Source organism: Thermomicrobium roseum DSM 5159 (assembly GCF_000021685.1).
GTDB classification, from domain to species: Bacteria; Chloroflexota; Chloroflexia; order Thermomicrobiales; family Thermomicrobiaceae; genus Thermomicrobium; species Thermomicrobium roseum.
In genome coordinates this window covers 450,494-465,767 of the sequence record NC_011961.1, presented here as the reverse complement: position 1 = coordinate 465,767, position 15,274 = coordinate 450,494, and the positions used below count along the sequence as shown (strand labels likewise).

The following is a 15,274-nucleotide window of genomic DNA, read 5'->3' as shown; positions in this document are numbered from 1 at the left end:
CCATGCTCGGACTGACCCGCCCAGTCGAGTCGACGGTCGAGCGGCACCAGGACAAGCTCGCACTCTTGCCCCTGTACTGGTTCGGCTGGAAGCTGGGGCACCTGGTGGGTGAGGTAGTCGGGCCACTCGGAGACACCCGGCCTGACCTCCGAGCCACCGAGCCGCTCGCCGTGACCGTGCCGACGCTGGGCCAGCCCTCGGTCGCAGCGGTCGGTCTCTCCACGACCCGCCCGGTACGTCAGCCGGCCGAGCGGTCACTCCTGCAGAGCTACCGCTGCATCAAGGAGTTGCCGATCACCAAGCGGCTGCTGGCCGCTTTGGTCGGTAGCGCGACCCGCAGCGAGCTCCTGTTGATCGCCTTCGGACTCGGCCTCGTGCTCCTCGGCGAAGAATCGCTCACCGCCGAGACCGTCCTGCCGCTGCTCGCCGACATCCTCCTCCTGTTGGCCGAACTGCTCTTGGCCCTCGTTGCCGGCGCCGTCCTCGCCGATCTGATCATGTCCGTCCTGCTCATTCTCCGAGCCGTGCTGTCGGAGGGATGATCGACCACTGTCTGCTCCGTAGCCTCCCCAGACGCCCGCACTGCTCACGCAGCACCCGGGGGCTCCTGCCCTAGTGGCGGATCGTACCGGGAGCCCAATTTCTCGTTCCGTCGCCTACCTACCGCTGGTTTGCATTCCGCTCTCGCCTGCGCTGAGCCGCTGCACCCTTCGGGCCGGCCCTACCGAACGGCTCGGTGAAGACCCGACGACGCTGCCGTGCCGACGCTCCTTCCCGGCACGAGAACCGCTCCGGTCCTCTGCGGCCGAACCCCGCCTCCATCATCGATGTACAGCGGAACGCGACACCGTTCGCGCTCCCCGCCACACTCTAACTTGACGATCCGGTGGGCCGACTCGATACGCCGAGGGCGCGGGATAGCCGTCCGTGCCTCCTCGTCAACTTCGGCGAGTACGCCTGCGGCGACTTCTACGTCGTCATGCGGGAGGAAGCGCTCCGCGAGCTCGCGGCGCGCAAGTGGACAGTCGACCGGCTCCGGGAAGCGCTCTGCGGTGAGCGCGTCGCCGTCACCGGCGTCCTCGCTACCTACCGCGCGGGCGCGCGCGTCAACCCGCAGATCGAATACCAGGAACCCGGCCGGCTCGTCGTCTTCCGACCGCCCCAGCGCGGCGGCAACATCGTCATCTGAGCACCCCAGCACCCACCGGCGCTGCGCGGCGTCCCACCCGGACGCTCGACCGACACTCGCCAACTCACTCCTCGGCGATCACCGGGTTCTCCAGCGTGCCGATCCGCTCGATCGTCACCCGGACCACATCGCCCGGCTGCAGCAACCGCTTCGGCTCACGAGCGAACCCCACCCCAGCCGGTGTTCCAGTCGCGATGAGGTCTCCCGGTTCCAGCGTCATGATCTGCGAGATGTAGGCGACGACCGCGGCGACACTGAAGATCATCTCGCGGGTATTCGAGCGCTGCAGCACCTCGCCGGACACCTCGCAGCTGATGTCCAGCGCCTGCGGGTCGGGAATCTCCTCAGCCGTCACGATCCAGGGGCCGAGCGGCGTCGAGCGATCGAACGTCTTCCCCTGCATCCACTGCCGACCGCGGAACTGGAAATCGCGCATCGAGACGTCGTTCAGGACCGTGTACCCGGCCACGTGCTCGAGCGCGCGCTGCTCGTCGATGTACCGCCCCGGCTTGCCGATGACGACCGCTAGCTCCGCCTCGTAGTCGACTTGCTGGCTGACCCGCGGCAGTACGATCGGCTCGCCCGGCCCGATGAGCGCGTTGGCGAACTTGTTGAAGAGCTCCGGGTACTGCGGGATCGGCGAGTTGGTCTCCCGGGCATGATCGGCATAGTTCAGCCCCAGGCAGATGATCTTCCCCGGACGCTGGAGCGGTGCCCGCAGGCGCACCCCGGGTGCATCGGCTGCGACTGCGAGCCCGCGCTGCAGTGCGCCTTCCCGATCGCGCGCGAGCGCTTCCCTCGCGAAGGCGACCGCTTCCCGCGCGCGACCGAGCCCATCACGAGCGAGCAGGAGCACCACGTCCGGTGGGCACTCCGCCAGTGCCCGCCCGGCCGCATCCGCCACGCCCTGCTGGCGCAAGAGCTCCGTGTAGGCCTGTGGGATATCGAGAATCCAGCCAGCCTCCAGAACCCCGACGCTCGTTCGGCCCCGCTCGCTGTAGGTGACCAGCCGCATACCGCCTCCATCCCTTCGCCCTCGAGCGACCGACTGACCACACGCTGCGCCGCTTACGGCGTAGCACGCTGCCATTAAAGCTGGTGATCCGCCGCTTGCCTATCCCCTTCTCGCTCGCGGAGGACATTCAGCCCCGGACAGAACGGCACGGGCTGGCCGCTCGACGCGCCTGCACGCCAGCCAGCACCAGCGACGGCCTGGCGCGCTACCGGTCGCCTCGGCACCGTCGCGTTGTCCCATCGCCGCCCCGGGGGAGAAGCCGCCGGCAGGCCACGGCGCAAAGGGCAGCGCAGGCATGCTCCGGGCTGGACTGGACGAGCGGCGTCTGGTGGGCTGGAGGCGTCAGGCAGGATCCGGCCCACCTCACCAGGCTAGAGCATGGCGATGCGCCATGCAGCGACCCCACTCCGAGATCACCTGGCGGTAACGCGAGGGAGAGCCGGCTCACCGCGCCGAAGAAGCCGGCCTACCTCGCTCGAGTGGGCTAGCATCGCGTAGCCCATACGTGAGCAGTCGGTCACAACGACCCTAATCTCCTCCAGGACATTGCAACGGCTACGGAAACGAATGGCAGAGGAGGTTGATTTCCGAGCATGCGTCGCCACAACCCGAATCCCCTTCGGGGATCGTAACGAGGTACTCGAACAGCCTCACCGACGGGTTCAGACTCAGCGACTCGCGTCGCAACGATCCCGAACCCTTCAGGAATGGCCACCGGACTGCACGAGACTGCGCCAGGTGCCGCTCTTCGCTCAGCGTGACGCAACCACCCGATCCCCGCGCCGCTTCGTACTCGTCAGCGCGTGCCGCGCTGGCGAGTCAGCCGCGACGTCCTCAGCTCGCGGCGCCCGCGCCAGCCCCCGCGCGTTCCGCCCCGCAGCTCGTCGTCCCTCGGGCCCGGCTCACCCAGGAGGACACCAACCGGCCGGCGGGCGAGGGCCCAGCTGGCCGACCGCGTTCGCTGTACGACCCGGCTCTCCGCTGCCCGTCTTCCCCACCAACCGCCACGAGGGCGCTGTGCTGCATCACTCACCCGATGCGTCCCCGGGGCGTCGAGCCGACTGCTGCTCGCCAGCGTTCTCCGCCGCTCTCATGTAAGCGCCCTTTGCTGCTGACCTGGCTCCGGCGTAAACTGCGTCCTCGGTCGGTCTTTCGCGCCGCGAGACCCGATGAGTCGGCCACGCCATCGACGCGCTCGTCCGCGACGGAGGAACTTCTGGCGAGCCTGGCGAGAGACGCCGCTCGCCTCCGCGCTCGCTGCCCTCGCGCTCGGCATCCTCCTGACCGTCATCGTGTGGGCAGGCCGCGTCGGGATCACTGGCGGGGTCTCGCCCGGACTCGCTCCGACCGATGCGGCACTCGGCTTCGCCGGCGGATTCCTCAGCTGGCTCGGCCAGCTGACTGGCCTGCATCGCCACGGGATCGCCTTCCTCCCCACGGCACCGGAAGCCGACCTGGACGACCCGCGACAGTTCCCACCGCAGCCCTGGCTGACCTGGCTGACGCATCTGGCGCTCGTCCTCTACGTCGCCGGTCTCCCGGCGCTCGGAACGGCCCTGAGCATCCGGGTGCACCTGCCGCATCCGTGGAGGGCGCTCGCCCTGCTCGGCCTGGCAGGCTCCCTCACCGCGCTCGGTCTCCTCGCCCTCTGGCGGCCCAATCAGCTCAACCGCTGGCTGTACCGATACGAGCGGATCTTCTGGCTCCTCCCCCTGCCGGCCATGGGGAACCCGACACTCGGCGCCTACAGCGGGCTCACGGCACGCCGCTTCGACCAGGTCTGGCTCCTCCAGCTGATCGTGACGCTCGGCCTCGCGGTCCTCGCCCATTGGCTCCTGGCGACCGGCCTGCTCTCCGTCTGGAGCCACCGCCCACGCCGGATGACCGCCCAACAGCCAGCGCCCGAAACCGGCTCGTTCCGGCCGGTCGGTCGCGACCCCGAGCCCTGACACCGCTCAGTCCGCTCAGTCCGCCGGCAGACACTCACCCGAGGCGTCGCACCCACCGGTGCGGAGAGGCGCGGGCGTACCGCCTGCTCGGGAGTAAGGAGGCGCTCCGCCTGACGCGCCTGTTCGTCCTCCGGGACCAGTCATGCGCAGGTCTCAGCAGCCTCTCGCATCGCCCATCGGCTCCGGTTCACTCGACTGGCCATCCTGCACGATGAACCCGCCGCGCCCGCGAGCGACTCCCAGCTGGTCGGTCCGCGCGTGCACCGCTTGACGAGCGACGCATGATCTCGTAGGCTCATGCAGACCATACGGTGACCGACTGATGGACTCGTTCGAGACGCTGCTCGTCGCCAGTCTCCTTCACGACCTCGGCAAGCTGTGGCAGCGAACCGGTCAGCGCCACAGCGACCGCTACGCCGCGTACGGCCCGAGCGACTACGGGCCAAACGGTGCCCACGCCAAGTGGAGCGCCGACGCCATCGAAAGGTGGCTCCCGCAGTGGCGCGCTGCAGCGGACGCCATCCTCCGCCACCACCAGCCGGCCGACCGGTTCGCTCGCCTCGTCGCCCTGGCCGACCGGCTCTCGGCTGCCGAGCGCGACGATGCCGAGACTGACCAGCCTCCGGCACCGCCCGGCGGAGGGGCGCTCTGGGCTGCCACGCGCCTCGGGCAACGCCAGTTGCGCAGTATCTTCACCCGCCTGCAGCTCGCCGGTGCCCCCGCCCCCGCACCGGCCTACTGGCCGCTCGCGCCGCTCGCGCTCGCGCCGGAAGGACTCTTCCCCAATGCGTCACCAGTCGAAGAGGTCAGCGAGCGGCAGGGCTACGAAGCACTCTGGCAGCGTCTCGTCGAAGATCTCGAGGCCATCCCACCGACGCTCGACTTCGACGCGCGCCTCACCACCGTGCTCCATCTCCTCCAGCGCTACACCTGGTGCGTCCCCTCGGCGTACTACCGGCAGAACGTCGCTGATATCTCGCTCCACGACCATCTCCGCACCACCGCAGCGATCGCCGCTGCGCTCGACCGCTCCGGTCTCGACGACGAAGCGCTCGCGGCACTGCTCGCGCACCGATCGCCGGACTGGGACACCCCGCGGCTGGCGCTGCTCGCAGCCGACGTCACCGGTATCCAGCGCTTCCTCTACACGCTCACCGCTGCACGGGCCGCCCGCAGCCTGCGCGGGCGCTCCTTCTTCCTCCAGCTCGTCACCGAGGCGGTCGGTCGCTGGCTCCTGCGCCGCCTCAACCTCCCCCTCGCCAACCTGCTCTACGCTGGCGGCGGCCGCTGCTACCTGCTCACCCAGCTGCCGAGCGACGACCAGCTCGCCGCGCTCCGCCGCGACCTCGACCGGATCCTCCTCGCCACGACCGACGGCGAACTGTACCTCGCGCTCGCCTGCCGCCCGCTCGCCTGTGCCGATCTCGCTGAACCGGAGCGCTTCCGCGCCGCCTGGGAAGCCCGGAAGGGACGACCGCTCCCGCTCGTTGGGACAACCCGCCTGGCCCGCCACGCCCTCTTCGACCAGACACGCCGTCTCGCGCACCTCCTGCGGGCACCAGCCGAGCCGTGCCTCACTGTCCCGCTCGAGATCTGGTGGGCCGACCAGCTGTCCAGCACGAGCGACCTCCGCTGATCGCTCGACTGGTAGGTCGTTCCCTCTGGCCACTCGAGCCGCGCCGCATCGCTCGTCCACCAGCGAACTCCGGACACGGCGCCACTCGACGACGCGGGCCGCGCGCCCGCCCTGTCCGGTGTTCCGGGCGTTCGGCTCCCGGCATCCCGCGCGCGATGCTCGACACGGCCGATGGGGGCTGCTATCATACTGTCGGACAGCTGCCGACCTCACGAGCCTGCAACGGGAGCCAGGTGTGACGACGGTCGAAGTCCGCAAACTCCCAACTCAGGTCGCGGTCCATCTGGGTCGCGAGCTGATCGCGCTCGCCGGCGAACCAGGCGCCGTCTTGCCCTCCGAACAGGAGATTTGCACGCGCTACGGCGTCTCCCGAACGGTCGCCCGCGAGGCGATGCAACTGCTAGCCGGGCTGGACCTGGTCCGCATCTCCTCGGGTCGCCGCATGGAGTTGCGCCCGCCGCAGGAATGGAACTACCTGCACCCGCTCTTGCTCGACATGCTCGACCCCGTCGAAGTCCGGCACCTCCTGGTCGAGCTGCACGACGTCCGGCTCATGATCGAGCCAGTGGTCGCAGCGCGAGCCGCCTGCGTCATCGGTCCCGACCAGCTGCACCGCCTGGAGGCGACGCTCGAGGCGATGCGAGCGCTGGAGAGCGAGCCGGACCGCTACCTCGAGCGCGACCTCGAGTTCCACGCCCAGATCTGCGCGGTCATCGGCAACCGCGTGCTCGACCGGATCCTGCACGCCTGCCGCTGGCTCCTCATGGCCAGCCGGCGCGTGACCAACCGGCTGTGGGACTCGCTGGCCAGCGTGACCGACGAGCATCGGGCGATCTATCGCGCCCTAGCCGTGCACGACCCCCAGGCGGCCGAAGCAGCGATGCGGGCTCATTTGGCCGGCAATGCCCGGGCCTGGTCCCTACCACCCGAGTTGATCGCCGCAGTCCTCGAGCCCGCTGCTCAATCGGTCCGCGAACGAGTCGCCTCGGGCGTCAACACGCCGATGAGAAAGGGGGGAAGCGACGAGGTGATCGAAGTCGATCGCTGAGCTGGAGCGAAACGCATGGTCGGAGCACGTGAGGAAGGAGGACGGTCACCATGGAACGGAGCACACAGTTCGGTAGCAGCCAGCAGCTCACGCGGCGCCAGTTGATCCGCCGCACCCTCGCGATCGGTGTCGCGCTCTCCAGCAGCGCGAGCCTGCTCGCGGCCTGCGGTGGCGGCGCGCAGCCGACACCCACTCCAGCCCCCCAGGCAGCGCAGACGCCCGCAGCTGCGGCTGAAGACAAGCTGGAGATTTTCAGCTGGTGGACGAACCCGGGCGAGGCCGACGGGCTGGCCGCACTCTTCGAGATTTTCAAGCAGCGCAGGCCGGGCGTGGAGATCATCAACGCCACGGTCGCTGGCGGCGCAGGTACCAACGCGAAAGCGGTCCTGGTTACCCGCATGCAGGGTGGCAATCCGCCGGATAGCTTCCAGGTCCATGCTGGCCAGGAGCTGATCGGCACCTGGGTGGTCGCTGGCAAGATGGAGCCGATCAATGATCTCTTCGAGCAGGAGGGCTGGAGCAAGGTCATGCCCAAGACCCTGCTCGACCAGATCTCGTACAAGGGCGAGTTCTTCTCGGTGCCCGTCAACATCCACCGCTCAAACATGCTCTGGTACAACAAGAAAGTGTTCGCCGACAATGGCCTCGAGCCGCCCAAGACGCTCGACGACTTCTTCGCAGTCGCCGAGAAGCTGAAGGCGGCTGGTGTCACCCCGCTCTCGGTCGGTGGCAAGGACAAGTTCGAGGTGCCGCACCTGTTCGAGGACCTGCTCCTGGCTGTCTTCGGTCCCGCCGACTACACCAAGCTCTTCAGCGAGCCCAGCCTGTGGGAGTCGGACCCGCGGGTGGATGAGGCAATCGAGGTGCTCGACCGCTTCCTCAGCTTCGCCAACGAAGACCGCTCGGCGCTCAGCTGGGCTGATGCCGCCCAGCGGGTCATCGATGGGACCGCCGCGATGACCATCATGGGAGACTGGGCATACGGCTACTTCATCAACAAGGGGGCCAAGGCAGGCGAGGTGTTCGGTTGGGCGCCTTCGCCCGGCACCGACGGCATGTTCATGTGGTTGAGCGACAGCTTCGGCTTGCCCAAGGGTGCCCCGCACCGCAACAACGCCATCGAGTGGCTGAAGGTCTGCGGCTCGCGCGAGGGTCAGGACGCCTTCAATCCCAAGAAAGGCTCCATCCCGGCGCGGACCGATCCCGACCGGAGCGTCTACGACGAGTACCTGCTCTACTCGATCGACCGGTTCGCCCAGGACGCGCTGGCCCCGAGTGTCGTCCACGGTGCCGCCGCCAACGAGGCCTACATGACCGAGTACGGGAACGCGCTCAACGTCTTCTCAGCGAGCCGCGACAAGAAGCAGGTCAAGTCGATGCTTATCGAAGCAGCCCGCGAGCTCAAGACCTGAGACGCGCGGTCTCGATCCGTTCCGGCAAGGATCATCGATGGCTGGGAAGGTAGCCGAACAGGTCCGACCACGAGTGGCGCGGCGGGAAGCGGAAGCGCGCGTCCGCTTCCCCCGCGTCGATCGCTTCATCCCGTTCGTCGTGCTCGCTCCCTCGGTCGCGGCCATCCTGGTCTTCGTCTATGGCTTCATTCTCTGGAGCACCGTCGTCTCGCTCAGCCGCTGGCAGGGGATCGTGCCCGATCTCACCTTCGTCGGGTTCCGCAACTATGCGACGATCTTCACCTCCTACCGCTTCCAGAGCGATCTCCGCAACACGATCGTCTTCACGATCTTTTTTCTGATCGGCTCGCTGGTGATCGGGCTCCTGCTGGCAGTGCTGCTCGACTCGCGGGTGCGCGGTGAGTCGTTCTTCCGCACGGTCTACCTGTTCCCGATGGCCATCTCCTTCGTCGTGACCGGAACGGCCTGGCAGTGGCTTTTCGTCCCGGGGACACCGCAGGAGCCGACTGGACTCAACCTCCTCTTCCGAAAGCTCGGCCTGCCCGTCTTCATCGCCTGGAGCACGACGTCCGAGGTCTGGCCAGGCGGTGGTTGGCAGCCCGACTGGCTGCGCGTACCGCTCGGCATCCCGCTCGCCATGCTGCCGGTCATCATCGCAGCCATCTGGCAGATGTCCGGCTTCACCATGGCCATGTATCTGGCCGCACTACGCGGCATCCCCGACGAACTGCGCGAGGCCGCTCGCGTCGACGGCGCGAGCGAGTGGCAGGTGTTCCGTTACATCACCTTCCCCCTTCTGCAGCCCGTCACGCTCGCCGCGGTCATCGTGTTGGGCCACATCTCGCTCAAGATCTTCGACCTCATCATGACGCAGACCGGCGGTGGACCGGGCTTCGCCACCGACGTGCCGGGGATCTTCATGTACGAGACGACCTTCAAGAGCAACAAGTACGCGGAGGGAGCTGCGATCGCCATCGTCATGCTGGTCATGGTCTCGGTCCTGATCGTCCCCTACTTGATCTGGCGGCTGCGCACGGAGACCGAACGATGAGCGCTCGCGAGTTCCCCGTTCGCCGCCTTCGCCCCGCTCGCCTGGCCATGTACGCCATCATGGTCGGGTTCGCGCTCTTCTACCTCTTGCCCGTCTATCTCATGTTCATCACCGGGATGAAGAGCTTCGAAGAGGTGAACATCAGCCGGATGTGGGACCTCCCCTCCGGCCTGCGGTTCGATAGCTTCATGGCGGCGTGGAAGACACTGGAACGGAGCTTCCTGAACAGCTTCCAGATGGTCATCCCCGCGACGATCGTCTCCAGCCTGCTCGGCTCGCTCAACGGCTACGTCCTGTCCAAATGGCGCTTCCGCGGGTCCGATGCCCTGTTCACGGCTATCCTGTTCGGGATGTTCATCCCCTATCAGAGCATCTTGATCCCGCTCGTCTTGACGCTGCAGCGCTTGGGGCTCTACGGGTCGATCCCCGGCCTCATCCTCACCCACGTCGTCTACGGCATCCCGATCACGACGCTCATCTTCCGCAACTACTACGCCTCCATCCCGACGGAACTGCTCGAGGCAGCCAAGGTCGATGGCGCCGGGTTCTTCACCATCTACCGGCGCGTCATCTTGCCGCTCTCGGCGACCGGTTTCGTGGTGGTCGCCATCTGGCAGTTCACCTCGATCTGGAACGAGTTCCTCTTCGGACTCGTCATCACCAACTCGCCGCAGGAGCGGCCGGTGACGGTCGCGCTCCAGAACATCGCCGGGAGCCAGTACACGATGTGGAACGTCCAGATGGCCGGCGCGCTTTTGGTCGCGCTGCCGACGCTGCTGGTCTACATTCTCCTAGGACGCTACTTCCTGCGCGGCCTGCTCGCCGGCTCCCTCAAGGGTTGACGGCCCGATGGCGCGCCGCGGCGCGTCCGAACAGTCCAGCGGACGAGTCGCTGCCTTGCGCAAGCTTTCCGATGCAACCCAGCTGGTCAGCGCGGGCGGTATCGCTCGCGGCTTCATCGCGCTGGGTCCGGAGCGGACCCCACGCCGAGCGCTCGCTTCGGCATACTGTAGTCGAAGCGACGAGCGAGCAAGCCACGGTGGACAGCGTTGGAGCTGACGCGGGGCGATGGCTCATCGCGAGCCTGGGTGGGTAGGAGTAGGGAATGGCCGACTCGGCAAGTACGCTCCGCGCGCTCAGCCGGCGGACCGCGGCCCTCACGCTGACCGAGTTCCGCTTGTATGCCCGCGAGCCGTACACGCTCTTCTTCGCGCTCATCCTCCCGACCGTCCTCATCCTGATCTTCGGCACGATCTACGGGAACGAGCCGAAGGCGCGCTACGGTGGACTGGGAACGGTCGACGTATCGGTGCCCGCCTACACCGCAATGATCCTGGCCACGGTCGGGCTGGTCAGTGTTCCAGTCCATATCGCCAGCCTGCGCGAGCGCGGCATCCTGCGGCGACTCGCCGTGACACCGGTCAGCTCACTCGAGCTGCTCGTTGCGGAGGTGGTGACTGCCTTCGTCCTGACGACCCTCGGCATGGCGCTCCTCGTGCTCGTCGCCCGCCTGGTGTACGACTTGCGCTGGCCCGACCGCATCTGGCCAGCCGTCCTGGTCTACATGGTGAGCGCGCTCGCGTTCTTCGCGCTCGGGTTCGGACTCGGCTTCTGGCTGCCCAGCGCGACGGCCGCCCAGGTCGTGGGGATGGTGCTCCTCTATCCGATGATCTTCCTGACCGGCGCGGCGATGCCCCGCGAACTCCTGCCGGAGCGTGTCCACCAGATCGCACGTTTTCTCCCGCTCGACCCGGTGGTCACGCTGCTGCGCTCCGCCTGGGCTGGCCATGCGCTCGCTGAGAACGGGCGAGCCTTCCTCGGGGTCACAGCAGTGCTGGTCGCCGGTATCGCGTTGAGCGCAGCGCGGAGTATCCTTCCCGCACAGGAATGAGACGCGTCGCGGCCGGCAACGGTACCGGTGCGGCCGTCGATTCGAGCCTGCATCGAGGAGGACCGATGAGACGGAGAGCGTTCCTGGCGTTGATCGCGTCGCTGCCGCTCGGAGTCGCCTGCCGCCGCTCGAGCAGAGGGACCACGAGCGACGCCACCCCCAGCGAGAGCAGTGGCAGCGCCGATCCCTACGGCTACGGTTCCGGCGCCCAACCGGCACCGACCTCCTACCAGATGATCGAGCCGTGGGCGATGCACCAGGTGCCGCTCTATCCCGGCGCTCAGCCCGGCGATCTTTCACCGCTGGCGACCCAGGTCGAGAACGGCGGGACCATCAGCTTCGCTGTCCCCGATCCAGCCGATCGCGTGCTGGAGTTCTACCGCACGGCGCTCCCGCAGCTCGGCTGGCAGCTCCAATCCGCTCCCAAGAATTCGCTCGCGGCCAAGCGGGGCGAAGCAGCCTTGACCGTCGTGGTCAAGGCGAGCGACCAGGGGACGACCGTACTCCTCATGCTCACCGACGCGATCTAGTCGCGTCAGGACGAGCTCCCGGGTCACCGCCTTCCGGCCCGGCGCCTGCCGGGCGGACGAGCGGTGCGAGGTCCACAGAGCGCCCCGGAGCCAGCGCGCCCAGCGGGAGAGGCGCCGGTGGCGCGTACCAGCTCGGCTCGCGACCTGGCCGCTCCGACGTGAGCCAGCCACGCGCTGGATCGACCACCCACACTTCGCCGGCGCCATGGCCGAGCCACTGGTCGACCCGCCGGCGGAGAACGACTCCTCTGTTCTCCGCCTCCGCGACCTCGATGACGAGCCGGGGCGCGCCGGTGAGCACCCCAGTGCGCGCGGTCGCCCAGTGCGTCGGCTCGACCACCGCGAGCGGCGCGCTGAGCTGGACAGCGCAGTAGGGACCGAGTCGGCACGGCAGGTGTGCCAGAACCACCCAGCGCGGCTCGAGGATCGCGGCCAGCTGCTCAGCCAGCCATGCGAGCGGCCACGCCAGATCATCCCAGCGCCCGGGCGGCTCGTGGGCCTGGGCCGCAAGAGCACGCTCGTCCTCGGCGGGCGTGGTCGATCCCGTCGCAGCCGCCTCACCCTCTGCCGATCGGCCAGAGGACCGCGTCATGCTCGTCGACCGCGGTTGCGCGGCGGACGAACGACCCACCGCACTGGACACCGTCCGTCGGTCGCGCAGCCGGTCGGCCGCCTTCTCGTCCACCGCCCATTGGGGGATGCTGGCGGGCCGCGTCGAACAGACGCCCGGCTCCGGCAAGAGCACCACCCCCGCTGGGGACAGCGCTGCCTCTGGGTCTTCCGGCTCCTCGGGCTCCGGTCGGTCCGCATCGTCTTCGTCCGCGGTGAGGAACTCGATCACGTCCGGAGGCAAGTCCTCCCCGCTCTCCTCACCGATCGAGCGTGCTGGCAGGATGCCGATCAGTTCGTCCTCGGAGAGGCCCGTCTCGTACCAGGACGGATCGTCCTGGAGTGGAGCCGGTCGTACCCACCCACCCCAGGCGCGCACGATCTGGCTCCTCAACGGGCCGTCCAACCAGCGGTACAGGCCTCCCACGGAAGGCCCCCCTTTCCCTACAGCACTCTCCTTTTTTATCATCAGGCGACGAGGTGAACACTGGGGTTCCCGTGGCGAGCGGACCGCGGCAAGCATGTCGCGCGTGACCAGCGGAGGGAGGCAGTCGTGCTCGTCATGACGGTGTTGGGTACGAGTACCTATCAAGAAACGACCTACGTGTGGGACGATGGGGAGCGTATTCGGCGACACCGGAGCGCTCTCTTCCCTGTCGCGCTCGATGCCTGGCTGGCCGCGGAACGGTTCCTCGTGCTCCTGACACCCGATAGCGCAGCCCACGCGAACTGGCGGCAACTCGAGGCGCATCTCGGCGAGCGGGCACAGCCGGTGCCCATTCCAGCCGGGAAAAGCGAGGCCGAACTCTGGCAGATCTTCGACGCACTGGTCGCCGCCGTTCCCGAACAGGCTGAGCTGGTGCTCGACGTCACACACGGCTTCCGCTCGTTGCCGCTCTTCGCCGCGGTCGCCGCGCTGGTTTTGCGACAGTTGCGTGGGGTGACCATCCAGCGGATCCTCTACGGTGCCTTCGAGGCGCGCGACCGCGAGCGCGACGAGACGCCGGTCTTCGATCTCAGCCCTCTCGTCGATCTGGCCGAGTGGTCGAGTGGCATCGAGGCTCTCGAACGGAGCGGAGACGGGCGCCTGCTCGCCGCGCGGATCCAGGCGACCCACAGCGATCTGTACCGTAAACAGGCCCCCGAACTGCCTCGCCAGCTCGCCGGGGTCGGCAACAAGCTCGGGGCGCTGAGCCAGGCCGTCTGGCTCAATCGTCCGCTCGAGGCACTGGCAGCTGCCCATCAACTCGACCAGCAACTCGCGACCGCACAGGAGGAGCTGGCTCGCTGGACGCCGCCCTTCGCCGTGCTCGCTGAGCGGGTGCGCGCGGAGATCGCGCCGCTCGCTCATCCAAACCCGGAGCAGCTCGACGAGGGCAACCTCCGGGCCCAGCTCGAGCTGATCCGCTACGCGCTCGGCAAGGGCCTCGTCCTCCAGGCGGTCACGCTGGCCCGCGAGTGGCTGGTGAGCTGGTACCTCTGGCGGACGTTTCCGGAACTGCGGCCGAGTTGGCTGCAGCGGGAGAGTCGTCAGCGGGCCGAAAACGAGCTCAATGCGCTCCAGCAGCAGCTGCGGGACGGCTCACCGCTGCTGCACGCGTTGCCCGAGCGGCGGATCGCCGAGGTATGGGACCAGGTCACCCAACTCCGCAACGATCTCGCCCACTGCGGCATGCGGACCGACCGGAGCACACCCGATCGGGTCACCCGCCGCGCTCGAGAACTCGTGACCGAACTCGCCACACTTCTCCAGTAAATGAGCGCCTCCCAGAGCGCCCTTCCACTGGCTGGCTACCCAGCCGTGGAATCGCACGCAACTGACCGTCCGGCCGGACCGGTGACTCGAGCGGGTCGAGCAGAACGTGCGCCGCGACCGGATGAGACCTCGCGTTCTGACCAGTCCGTGGGTGACCTGGTCAGGCAGGGGCACGGGGGCTGAACGATGTGGGAGGCAGAGTTCGCGTCGCTCCACACCATCATCGGCGACAGCCACCGCTTCATCGGCGACAGCCACCGCTCATTCTCAGTCGCTCATGAGCCAGCACCGGAGGGAGAAGCGGGCCCAGGACGAGTTGGTCGCAGCCACGCGGGAATACACACAGTGTGCAACGATCTCCGGCCCGTCAGAGCTTTTCATTGGATTGCCGCTACCGTGTGAGCCACCGCCCGAAGAGATTGGAGGCTGATGCACCGATGACGCCTTTGAGACTCCATTGTGCGAGTCTTCCAGAACAGCAATGGCGCGGGTGATCACCGCCGATGCAGCCGGCGCCCAGGTCGCGGGCGGGCTGGCTCTGGGAACTGCCCTCCTCGAGGTCGCCGGCACGGTATACGCTTGGTCGGTCTCTCGCGCACGGCTCAGTCAAGAGCCGAACGATCCACCATCGGCCGGGCAAGCGGTCGCCTGGCTGACGGCCAACCGGCTCGACGCGCCCGTACCGCCGGACCGGCATGCGGCCGATCACCTTCCCCACCCGATCGACTCGCACCCACCGCTCGTCCAGCGCCTCGAACGCCTGGGCACGACGATCGAGCTAGCCTGGCGAGCGGCACTGACGCCGAACCGGCCGAGCGCCTCGCTCTTGCCACAGGCCGCCGAAATCGATCGGCGCCTCACTGATCGGATCAGCGAACTGGCTCACCTCATCCGCTCCAAGGCACGCACGAGCGACCAAAAGTCCGAGAACGACCGTTCCGCGAGCGTCGCTCGAGCTGGGCAAGCAGGTCTACCGGCTCCGCAGCACGGCGCACCGCACGCCAACCCGATCTCGCGGAGAGACACCGAGGGAACGCTCGCTTTCTCGTCCAACAGAGGAGGGGAAAGTCCGCGCAACGAACGATGCTGCGCGGGTTCTCCTCGGTCACGCCCCCGACCTCTCGTCCTCCCGCTCCCTCTCGCCATGATTCGATCTGCTCAGCCAGGTACTCGCGCATCCGCTTGACA

15 protein-coding genes are annotated in these 15,274 nt (G+C 67.9%); 13 read left to right on the top strand and 2 right to left on the bottom strand.

The annotated features are described in order from the left end of the window. Positions 1-2: 2 nt before the first annotated feature. Together TRD_RS11360 and TRD_RS11355 are read left to right on the top strand one after the other, a co-directional pair. Positions 3-542, top strand: a complete 540-nt coding sequence (locus tag TRD_RS11360; protein ID WP_012642799.1) for a hypothetical protein — start codon at positions 3-5, stop codon at positions 540-542. A gap of 344 nt (positions 543-886) precedes the next feature. After that, complete coding sequence (locus tag TRD_RS11355) at positions 887-1,189, top strand: hypothetical protein (RefSeq protein ID WP_012642928.1); 303 nt, start codon at positions 887-889, stop codon at positions 1,187-1,189. Positions 1,190-1,253: 64 nt separating this feature from the next. Here the strand turns inward: TRD_RS11355 and TRD_RS11350 are convergent, their stop codons facing one another. After that, positions 1,254-2,204 carry a fumarylacetoacetate hydrolase family protein gene (locus TRD_RS11350; RefSeq protein ID WP_012642977.1) on the bottom strand — a complete coding sequence of 317 codons (951 nt, stop codon included), beginning with the start codon at positions 2,202-2,204 and terminating at the stop codon, positions 1,254-1,256. 1,169 nt (positions 2,205-3,373) lie between these two features. On the opposite strand from TRD_RS11350, the gene TRD_RS11345 reads away from it, so the two are divergent. The 9 genes from TRD_RS11345 to TRD_RS11305 all read left to right on the top strand — a co-directional run bounded on the left by TRD_RS11345 (position 3,374) and on the right by TRD_RS11305 (position 11,721). After that, a complete protein-coding gene (locus TRD_RS11345) occupies positions 3,374-4,153 on the top strand; it encodes a hypothetical protein (protein WP_012643080.1) in 780 nt (259 codons plus the stop codon). 322 nt (positions 4,154-4,475) lie between these two features. Beyond that, entirely contained in the window at positions 4,476-5,789 is a 1,314-nt protein-coding gene (cas10, locus tag TRD_RS11340) for a type III-A CRISPR-associated protein Cas10/Csm1 (protein WP_012643100.1), read from the top strand. A 235-nt stretch (positions 5,790-6,024) separates the two neighbouring features. Further along, the gene (locus TRD_RS14935; protein WP_012642598.1) at positions 6,025-6,837 is read left to right on the top strand and encodes a FadR/GntR family transcriptional regulator; all 813 of its coding nucleotides are present in this window, start codon (positions 6,025-6,027) and stop codon (positions 6,835-6,837) included. Between the two features lie 50 nt (positions 6,838-6,887). Next, complete coding sequence (locus TRD_RS11330) at positions 6,888-8,249, top strand: ABC transporter substrate-binding protein (protein WP_012642674.1); 1,362 nt, start codon at positions 6,888-6,890, stop codon at positions 8,247-8,249. 37 nt (positions 8,250-8,286) lie between these two features. Continuing rightward, the gene (locus tag TRD_RS11325; protein ID WP_012642965.1) at positions 8,287-9,300 is read left to right on the top strand and encodes a carbohydrate ABC transporter permease; all 1,014 of its coding nucleotides are present in this window, start codon (positions 8,287-8,289) and stop codon (positions 9,298-9,300) included. After that, entirely contained in the window at positions 9,297-10,142 is an 846-nt protein-coding gene (locus tag TRD_RS11320; protein WP_012643084.1) for a carbohydrate ABC transporter permease, read from the top strand. Before TRD_RS11325 ends, TRD_RS11320 begins: the two co-directional genes overlap by 4 nt. Positions 10,143-10,149: 7 nt before the next feature. After that, positions 10,150-10,359: a hypothetical protein gene (locus tag TRD_RS11315; RefSeq protein WP_081433488.1), complete on the top strand. Its 210-nt coding sequence runs from the start codon at positions 10,150-10,152 to the stop codon at positions 10,357-10,359. 46 nt (positions 10,360-10,405) lie between these two features. Continuing rightward, the gene (locus TRD_RS11310; protein ID WP_012643225.1) at positions 10,406-11,191 is read left to right on the top strand and encodes an ABC transporter permease; all 786 of its coding nucleotides are present in this window, start codon (positions 10,406-10,408) and stop codon (positions 11,189-11,191) included. A 65-nt stretch (positions 11,192-11,256) separates the two neighbouring features. Then, positions 11,257-11,721 (top strand): hypothetical protein, encoded by a 465-nt coding sequence (locus TRD_RS11305; RefSeq protein WP_012642947.1) that lies wholly within the window; start codon positions 11,257-11,259, stop codon positions 11,719-11,721. Here TRD_RS11305 and TRD_RS11300 read toward each other — a convergent pair. Beyond that, a complete protein-coding gene (locus tag TRD_RS11300) occupies positions 11,705-12,709 on the bottom strand; it encodes a Uma2 family endonuclease (protein ID WP_012642823.1) in 1,005 nt (334 codons plus the stop codon). The genes TRD_RS11305 and TRD_RS11300 overlap by 17 nt on opposite strands. Positions 12,710-12,892: 183 nt before the next feature. Here TRD_RS11300 and csx2 point away from each other — a divergent pair, with 183 nt between their 5' ends. Both csx2 and TRD_RS11290 read left to right on the top strand, forming a co-directional pair. Beyond that, the gene (gene csx2 / locus TRD_RS11295) at positions 12,893-14,086 is read left to right on the top strand and encodes a TIGR02221 family CRISPR-associated protein (protein WP_226980767.1); all 1,194 of its coding nucleotides are present in this window, start codon (positions 12,893-12,895) and stop codon (positions 14,084-14,086) included. A gap of 481 nt (positions 14,087-14,567) precedes the next feature. Continuing rightward, on the top strand, positions 14,568-15,272 hold the full coding sequence (locus TRD_RS11290) for a hypothetical protein (protein ID WP_012642590.1): 705 nt from the start codon (positions 14,568-14,570) through the stop codon (positions 15,270-15,272). Positions 15,273-15,274 lie beyond the last annotated feature (2 nt).

Bases quoted from the DNA above. Each gene is read 5' to 3' on its own strand.
- TRD_RS11330 (WP_012642674.1), top strand. From the start codon at position 6,888: ATGGAACGGAGCACACAGTTCGGTAGCAGCCAGCAGCTCACGCGGCGC.
- cas10 (WP_012643100.1), top strand. From the start codon at position 4,476: ATGGACTCGTTCGAGACGCTGCTCGTCGCCAGTCTCCTTCACGACCTC.
- TRD_RS11290 (WP_012642590.1), top strand. From the start codon at position 14,568: ATGGCGCGGGTGATCACCGCCGATGCAGCCGGCGCCCAGGTCGCGGGC.
- TRD_RS11325 (WP_012642965.1), top strand. From the start codon at position 8,287: ATGGCTGGGAAGGTAGCCGAACAGGTCCGACCACGAGTGGCGCGGCGG.
- TRD_RS11305 (WP_012642947.1), top strand. From the start codon at position 11,257: ATGAGACGGAGAGCGTTCCTGGCGTTGATCGCGTCGCTGCCGCTCGGA.
- TRD_RS11360 (WP_012642799.1), top strand. From the start codon at position 3: ATGCTCGGACTGACCCGCCCAGTCGAGTCGACGGTCGAGCGGCACCAG.
- csx2 (WP_226980767.1), top strand. From the start codon at position 12,893: ATGACGGTGTTGGGTACGAGTACCTATCAAGAAACGACCTACGTGTGG.
- TRD_RS11345 (WP_012643080.1), top strand. From the start codon at position 3,374: ATGAGTCGGCCACGCCATCGACGCGCTCGTCCGCGACGGAGGAACTTC.
- TRD_RS11350 (WP_012642977.1), bottom strand. From the start codon at position 2,204: ATGCGGCTGGTCACCTACAGCGAGCGGGGCCGAACGAGCGTCGGGGTT.
- TRD_RS11315 (WP_081433488.1), top strand. From the start codon at position 10,150: ATGGCGCGCCGCGGCGCGTCCGAACAGTCCAGCGGACGAGTCGCTGCC.
- TRD_RS11310 (WP_012643225.1), top strand. From the start codon at position 10,406: ATGGCCGACTCGGCAAGTACGCTCCGCGCGCTCAGCCGGCGGACCGCG.
- TRD_RS11320 (WP_012643084.1), top strand. From the start codon at position 9,297: ATGAGCGCTCGCGAGTTCCCCGTTCGCCGCCTTCGCCCCGCTCGCCTG.